Below are 7,763 nucleotides of genomic sequence, written 5' to 3'. Positions count from 1 at the left end.
CGGCATCCCGGCGGCGGCTGCCATCCGGACCGCTCCGCTCTTGAACTCCTTCAGCTCGAAGGAGCGCGAGATCGTCGCCTCCGGAAAGACCCCGACGATCTCACCGGCCTTCAGCGCCTGGACGGCGGCCCGGTAGGAGGCGGCGCCGGCGTCCCGGTCGACCGGGATGTGGCGCATCCCGCGCATCAGCGGGCCGCTCACCGGGTGCCGGAACACCTGCTCCTTGGCCATGAACCGGACCAGCCGGCCGGCCGGTCGGGCAGCCATGCCGGCCAGCGCGAAGTCCAGGTAGCCGGTGTGGTTGACCGCCATCACGGCGCCGCCGGTCCGGGGCACGTTCTCGGCGCCGTTGATCGTGCAGCGCAACCCCTGCACCGCGAACAGGGCCCGCGCGAAGGCGATGACCGAGGCGTACACCGGCTCCATCCTGCATACCGTAGTGGCATCGGCCGGCTCGGTTGCGGCGACCTGACGGCGACGTGGCGGCGACCTGACGGCGACGTGGCGCGTCCGGGCCGAAGAGGCCATGCTGGGTCGATGGCGCCCGCTGACCCGCACACCCTCGACCCGGCCGGCCTTACCCCGGCAGAGCTCGGCCGCGCCTTGGAGCAGGTGGGCTACCTGCCCGATGACGGGCTCAGCACCGCGGCCTTCCTCGCGCTGCGGATGCACCGGCCGCTGTTCCTCGAAGGCGACGCCGGAGTCGGCAAGACCAGCCTGGCGCACGCGCTGGCCGAGGTGACCGGGGCCGAGCTGGTGCGGCTGCAGTGCTACGAGGGCATCGATGCCTCCCAGGCGCTCTACGACTGGGACTTCCCGCGCCAGGTGCTGCACCTGCGGGCCACCGAGACCGCCGGGGGCGGTGGCTACACCGACGCCGCGGAGCTGGAACGGTCGCTGTACGACCGGCGGTTCCTGATCGCCCGGCCGATCCTGCGGGCGCTGGAGCACAGCCCGTCGGTGCTGCTGATCGACGAGATCGACCGGGCCGACGACGAGTTCGAGGCGTTCCTGCTCGAGGTGCTGGCCGACAACGCGGTCAGCATCCCCGAGCTGGGCACCATCCGCGCCGAGGTGCCGCCGCTGGTGGTGCTGACCTCCAACCGGACCCGCGAGGTGCACGACGCGCTGAAGCGGCGCTGCCTCTACCACTGGGTGGCGCACCCGTCCTACGAGCGCGAGGTGGCGATCCTGCGCCGCCGGCTGCCCGAGGTGAGCGAGCGGCTGGCCCGCGAGGTGGCCGCCGCCGTCCGCCGGATGCGCGAAGCCGACCTGCTCAAACCGCCCGGAGTTGCCGAGTCGATCGACTGGGCGCAGGCGCTGCACCTGCTCGGCGCCGATGCCCTCGACGCCGACCGGGCGTCGGCGACCCTCGGGGCGGTGCTGAAGTACCAGGAGGACGCGGCGCGGATCCGCGACACCGTGCTGGCAGAGCTGGCCGGATGAGCCGACCTGTCCGGACAGGCGCCGCCGGCTCGCCGACCGCGGTCCGCGCCGAGCCGCGGCACGACTTCACCGAGCCGGAGCGCGACTTCACCGAGCCGGAGCGCGACTTCGCCCTGCCGCGGCGTGACTTCACCGACGTGGTGCTGGGCTTCGCCCGGACGCTGCGGCACGCCGGGGTGCCGGCCGGACCGGACCGGGTGCAGGCGATGCTGAGCGCGCTCGGGCACGTGGAGGTGCTGGATCCCGGTCAGGTGTACTGGGCCGGCCGGCTGACCCTGTGCGCGGATCCGGAGGATCTCGAACGGTACGACGCGGCGTTCGCGCTCTACTTCGGTGGCCGGCGGCCGGTGGGCAGGACCGCGGCCACCGCCCCGCAGGTGATCCGGCCGGCGCCGTTCGAGCCGGCCGCGGCGGGCGAGGACGAGCAGGACTCCGACGACAGCCCGGGCTTCGCGGTGCATGCCAGCCGGCACGAGGTGCTCCGGCACAAGGACGTCACCGCGCTGAGCGCCACCGAGCGCCAGCAGCTGCAGCGGCTGTTCGCCCTGCTGGCGCCGCGGGCGGCCGGCCGGCGGTCGCTGCGCTACACCCGGGCCAGCCGGGGCCGGGTGGACCTGGACCGCACGGTGCGCCGGATGCTCAGCCAGGGCGGCGAACCCACCGAGCTGATCCGCCAGCGCCGCCGGCACAAGCCGCGCCGGCTGGTGCTGCTGATCGACGTCAGCGGCTCGATGTCGCCCTACGCCGACTGGCTGCTGCGGTTCGCCCACGCCGCCACCCGGCGCGCGCCGCTGGGCACCGAGGTGTTCACGGTCGGCACCCGGCTGACCCGGATCACCCGCGAGCTGCGGCTGCGCGATCCCGACCGGGCGCTGGCCGCCGCGGGGCGGGCGGTCCCGGACTGGCGGGGCGGCACCCGGCTCGGTGATGCGCTGAAGGCGTTCCTGGACCGCTGGGGACAGCGCGGGGTGGCCCGCGGCGCCGTGGTGGTGCTGTGCTCGGACGGCTGGGAGCGCGGGGACCCGGCCGAGCTGGGCGTCCAGCTGGGGCGGCTGGCCAGGCTCGCGCACGCGGTGGTGTGGGTCAACCCGCACAAGGGCAAGGACGGCTTCGCACCGGTCACCGGTGGCATGGTGGCGGCGCTGCCGCACATCGACAGGCTGGTGGCCGGGCACAGCTTCGCGGCGCTGGAGGAACTCGTCGAGGTGATCGCCGATGCGTGACGTGCTGGACCAACTGCAGAACTGGTGGGACCAGGGGGCCGAGGTGGGGCTGGGCACCGTGGTCGCCACCTGGAGCTCGGCGCCCCGGCAGCCGGGCGCGGCGATGCTGGTCGGCCCGGACGGCAGCGCGGCCGGCAGCGTGTCCGGTGGCTGTGTCGAGGGCGCGGTCTACGAGCTGGCCGCCGAGGTCCGCGACGGGGCCGGCCCGGTGCTGCAGCGCTACGGGGTCAGCGATTCCGACGCGTTCGCGGTGGGGCTGACCTGCGGCGGCATCATCGACATCTTCGTCGAGCGGGTCGGGCCGGCGAGCTTCCCGGAGTTCGGCGGGGTCGCCGAGGACATCCGGGCCGGCCGGCCGGTCGCGGTGGCCACCGTGGTCGAGGCGCCGGCGGACCTGCTCGGCCGGCGGCTGGTGATCCGGTCGGAGGGGTTGTCCGGGAATCTGATGAGCGCCGGCTCGCAGCGGCTGATCGACGCCCTCGGCGACGACGCCCGCGGCCTGCTGGCCCAGGGCCGCACCGGGGTGCTGCGCTACGGCCACGACGGCGAGCGCCGGGTGGACGACATCGCCATCTTCGTGGCCAGCTACGCCCCCCGGCCGCGGATGATCGTCTTCGGCGCCATCGACTTCGCCTCGGCGGTGGCCAGGATCGGCTCGTTCCTCGGCTACCGGGTCAGCGTCTGCGACGCCCGCCCGATCTTCGCCACCCGGCAGCGCTTCCCCGACGCCGACGAGGTGATCGTCGAATGGCCGCACCGCTACCTGGCCTCGACCGAGGTGGACGAGCGGACCGTGATCTGCCTGCTCACCCACGACCCGAAGTTCGACGTGCCGCTGCTGGAGCTGGCGTTGCGGATGCCGCTGGCCTACGTCGGCGCGATGGGCTCCCGGCGCACCAACGACGACCGGCTGCAGCGGCTGCGCGAGCTCGGCCTGACCGAGACCGAGCTGGCCCGGCTGCATGCGCCGATCGGCCTTGACATCGGCGCCCGCACCCCGGAGGAGACCGCCGTCTCGGTGGCCGCGGAGATCATCGCGGCGCGCTGGGGCGGTTCGGGGCAGCCGCTGCGCAGCGCCGACGGGCCGATCCACGGCGCCGTCTCCACCGAAGCCGCCACGGAACTGGCCCGGTGAGCAGTCGCCGGACCCTGGTGGGTTGCGGTAGTGGTGTGTACAGATGGATAGATCGTTCAGAACCGGGAAACACGAGCTGGAGGTTCCATGACACGGGTCAACGTGAAAGTCGACGGAACGGCCTATTCGGATGACGTGGAGCCTCGGCTGCTGCTGGTGCAGTACCTGCGCGACCGGCTGGGCAAGGTGGGGACGGTCATCGGCTGCGACACCAGCAACTGCGGCTCCTGCACGGTGCTGCTGGACGGGCTGAGCGTCAAGAGCTGCTCGGTGCTCGCGGTGCAGGCCGACGGCGCGAGCGTGACCACCGTCGAGGGGCTGAGCGGCCCGGACGGCGCGCTGCACCCGGTGCAGCAGGCCTTCCACGACCATCACGCCCTGCAGTGCGGGTTCTGCACGCCCGGCATGATGCTGGCCGCCTGTGACCTGCTCCGGGAGAACCCGAACCCGTCCGAGGACGAGGTCCGCGAGGGCATCGAGGGCAACCTCTGCCGGTGCACCGGCTACCAGAACATCGTCAAGGCCGTGCAGGCCGCCGGCGCGGCGATGTCGACCCGCGCGAACAGCGCCGCAGCCGTCTCCGATTCCATCGCATCCGTCTCGGCAGTGGAGGCCTCGGCATGACCACCATCGACGATCGTCCGGACGTCGCCGGGGGCGAGATCGGCCAGCCTCGCAAGCGCAAGGAGGACGCCCACCTGCTCACCGGCCGGACCACCTGGACCGACAACATGGTCCTGCCCGGAATGGTGCACCTGGCGATCCTGCGCAGCCCGATGGCGCACGCCCGGATCACCTCGATCGACGTCTCCGCCGCCCTGGAGCGCCCGGGCGTGCTGGCTGCCTACAGCGGCCGGGACTTCGCCGAGATCCAGGGCAGCATCCCGTGCGCGTGGCCGGTCACCCCGGACATGGTCAACCCGGGCCACCCGAGCCTGGCCGTCGACCAGGTCAACCACGTCGGCGAGGCGGTGGCCGTCGTCGCGGCGCGGGACAAGGCCTCGGCGCAGGACGCCCTGGAAGCCATCGACATCGACTACGAGCAGCTGCCGGTGGTGCTGGACATGGAGGCCGCGCTGGCGCCGGGCGCCGACCTGGTGCACGCCCACACCGAGTCCAACCGGTCCTTCACCTGGATCTTCGACTCCGGGACGGCGGGCACCGGCGCGCCGATCGACGAGGTGCTCGGCCAGGCGGAGGTGACCGTGAGCCGCCGGTTCCGGCAGCAGCGGCTGATCCCGGCCTTCATGGAGCCCCGGTCCACCGTGGTGCAGCCGCAGGGCGACGGCTTCGTGATGTGGTCGGCGACCCAGGTGCCGCACATCCTGCGCACCATGCTGTCGCTGACCCTCAACGTGCCCGAGCACAAGGTCCGGGTGATCGCCCCCGACGTCGGCGGCGGCTTCGGCGGCAAGCTGCAGGTGACGCCCGAGGAGGTGATCACCGCCCTGGTGGCCCGCAAGCTCGGCAAGCCGGCCAAGTACACCGAGTCGCGCTCGGAGTCGCTGATGAGCGCCCACCACGGCCGCGACCAGATCCAGGACATCACCATCACCGCCCGCCGCGACGGCACCGTCACCGGCCTGGACGTGCACCTGTACGCCGACATGGGCGCCTACCTGCGGCTGGTCTCCCCGGGCATCCCGGTGCTCGGCGCGTTCATGTTCAACAGCATCTACAAGTTCGACGCCTACCGCTTCGTGTGCGAGGGGGTGTTCACCAACAAGACCCCCACCGACGCCTACCGGGGCGCCGGACGTCCGGAGGCGACCTTCGCGATCGAGCGGATCATGGACGAGCTGGCCACCGAGCTCGGCATGGACCGGATGGAGCTGCGCCGCAGGAACTGGATCCGGCACGAGGAGTTCCCGTTCACCACGGTCGCCGGGATGACCTACGACAGCGGCAACTACGAGGCGGCCACCGACCGGGCGCTGGAGCTGATCGGCTGGGACGAGCTGGTGGCCGAGCAGGCCGAGCGGCGGGCCCGCAAGGACCCGGTCCAGCTGGGCCTGGGCATCTCCACCTTCACCGAGATGTGCGGGCTGGCGCCGTCCCGGGTGCTCGGCGCGCTGTCCTACGCCGCCGGCGGCTGGGAGAACGCCTCGATCCGGGTGCTGGCCACCGGCAAGGTCGAGGTGGTCACCGGGGTCAGCCCGCACGGCCAGGGGCATGAGACCGCGTGGAGCCAGATCGTGGCCGACCAGCTCGGGGTGCCGTTCGAGGACGTCGAGGTGATCCACGGCGACACCCAGTCCTCGCCCAAGGGCCTGGACACCTACGGCTCGCGCTCGCTCGTGGTGGGCGCGGTCGCGGTGGTGCATGCCGCGGACAAGGTGGTCGCCAAGGCCCGCCGGATCGCCGCGCACATGCTGGAGGCCAGCGAGGACGACCTGGAGTTCGCCGGCGGCAGCTTCAGCGTCCGGGGCGCGCCGGGCAACAGCAAGAGCATCCAGGAGATCGCGTTCGCGGCCTTCGCCGCCCACGACCTGCCCGACGGCATGGAGCCGAGCCTGGACGCCGACGCCACCTTCGACCCGGAGAACTTCTCCTTCCCGCACGGCACCCACCTGTGCGCGATGGAGGTGGACACCGAGACCGGGTTCTCCACGATCCGCAAGTACGTCTGCGTCGACGACATCGGCGCGGTGATCAACCCGCTGATCGTGGACGGCCAGGTGCACGGCGGACTGGCCCAGGGCATCGCGCAGGCGCTGTACGAGGAGGCGGTCTATGACGAGGAGGGCAACCTGACCACCGGCACCTTCGTCGACTACCTGCTGCCCTCGGCGGCCGATCTGCCGAGCTTCACCACCGACCGGACGGTCAGCCGGGCCACCACGAACCCGCTGGGCGTCAAGGGGGTCGGCGAGGCGGGCACCATCGCCTCCACCCCGTCGATCGTGAACGGGATCGTGGACGCGCTTCGGCCCTGGGGCATCAACGACGTGCAGATGCCGTGTACGCCGGAGCGGGTCTGGCGGGCCATCCATTCCGGCGCGGAGAAGTCCGGCCGCGATCCGGGAGGCACCGTGTCCTGGGGCGGGACCAGCACCACCACCTCCGATGGCTCCGGCGCGACCGACGGAGGCCAGCTGTGATCCCCGCCCAGTTCGACTACCTCAAGCCGTCCTCGGTCGCCGAGGCGGTGCAGGCCTACCAGCAGGCCGGCGAGGACGCCAAGATCCTGGCCGGCGGGCAGTCGCTGCTGCCGATCCTGCGGCTGCGGCTGGCCTACCCCGAGCTCGTCATCGACCTCGGCGGCATCGCCGAGCTCACCGGGGTGACCGACGACGGCGACGGCCTGGTGATCGGGGCCATGACCACCCACGCCGACATCATCGGCAACGAGCTGGTCAAGCAGCACGCGCCGCTGCTGGCCCAGGCCACCGAGACCGTGGCCGACCGGCAGGTCCGCCACCGCGGCACCTTCGGCGGCTCGCTGGCGCACGCCGACCCGGCCGGCGACCTGCCTGCCGTGGCGCTGGCGCTCGATGCCGAGCTGCGGGCGCACGGGCCGGCCGGGGAACGGTCGATCGCGGCCCGGGACTTCTTCCTGGACTACCTGACCACGGCGCTGGCGCCCGGGGAGATCCTCACCTCGATCCGGATACCGAAGCTGGGCAGTGGCTGGTCGACGCACTACGAGAAGCTGAACCGGGTCGCCCAGGCCTGGTCGATCGTGGCGGTGGCGGCGGCGGTGCACCGTTCCGACGGCGTCATCACCGAGGCGCGGATCGGCCTGACCAACATGGGCCCGACCCCGCTGCGGGCGACGGCAACCGAGCAGGCGCTGGCCGGGGCTCCCGCCACCGCGGAGACGGTCGCCCGAGCCAGCGCCGCGGCCGCTGAAGGCACCTCGGCGCCCAGTGACCAGTCGGGCAAGGCCGATTACCGCGAGCACCTGGTCACGGTGCTGACCAGGCGGGCCGTCCAGCACGCGGCCGGGATCTGAGCGG

At 72.7% G+C, this 7,763-nt stretch carries 7 protein-coding genes; 6 read left to right on the top strand and 1 reads right to left on the bottom strand.

The window, feature by feature from the left end; translation table 11 throughout:
* Positions 1-426: lysophospholipid acyltransferase family protein (locus VF612_RS17590; RefSeq protein ID WP_408661154.1), on the bottom strand; the 426-nt coding region annotated here is incomplete at its 3' end.
* Between the two features lie 111 nt (positions 427-537).
* On the opposite strand from VF612_RS17590, the gene VF612_RS17585 reads away from it, so the two are divergent.
* From VF612_RS17585 to VF612_RS17560, 6 genes are all read left to right on the top strand, one after another.
* Positions 538-1,446, top strand: a complete 909-nt coding sequence (locus tag VF612_RS17585; protein WP_408661153.1) for an AAA family ATPase — start codon at positions 538-540, stop codon at positions 1,444-1,446.
* Positions 1,443-2,669, top strand: coding sequence for a vWA domain-containing protein (locus VF612_RS17580; protein ID WP_408661152.1), 1,227 nt, complete (start codon positions 1,443-1,445; stop codon positions 2,667-2,669). The genes VF612_RS17585 and VF612_RS17580 overlap by 4 nt, the downstream gene beginning before the upstream one ends.
* Complete coding sequence (locus VF612_RS17575) at positions 2,662-3,804, top strand: XdhC family protein (protein WP_408661151.1); 1,143 nt, start codon at positions 2,662-2,664, stop codon at positions 3,802-3,804. The genes VF612_RS17580 and VF612_RS17575 overlap by 8 nt, the downstream gene beginning before the upstream one ends.
* Before the next feature lie 87 nt (positions 3,805-3,891).
* On the top strand, positions 3,892-4,428 hold the full coding sequence (locus VF612_RS17570) for a (2Fe-2S)-binding protein (protein ID WP_408661150.1): 537 nt from the start codon (positions 3,892-3,894) through the stop codon (positions 4,426-4,428).
* A complete protein-coding gene (locus VF612_RS17565) occupies positions 4,425-6,905 on the top strand; it encodes a xanthine dehydrogenase family protein molybdopterin-binding subunit (protein WP_408661149.1) in 2,481 nt (826 codons plus the stop codon). Before VF612_RS17570 ends, VF612_RS17565 begins: the two co-directional genes overlap by 4 nt.
* Entirely contained in the window at positions 6,902-7,759 is an 858-nt protein-coding gene (locus VF612_RS17560; protein WP_408661148.1) for an FAD binding domain-containing protein, read from the top strand. The genes VF612_RS17565 and VF612_RS17560 overlap by 4 nt, the downstream gene beginning before the upstream one ends.
* Positions 7,760-7,763 lie beyond the last annotated feature (4 nt).

It is taken from the genome of Jatrophihabitans sp. (genome assembly GCF_036388195.1).
GTDB lineage: Bacteria > Actinomycetota > Actinomycetes > Mycobacteriales > Jatrophihabitantaceae > Jatrophihabitans_A.
Note: the sequence above shows the minus strand (reverse complement) of the source record. Positions and strands in the feature narration are given on the sequence as shown.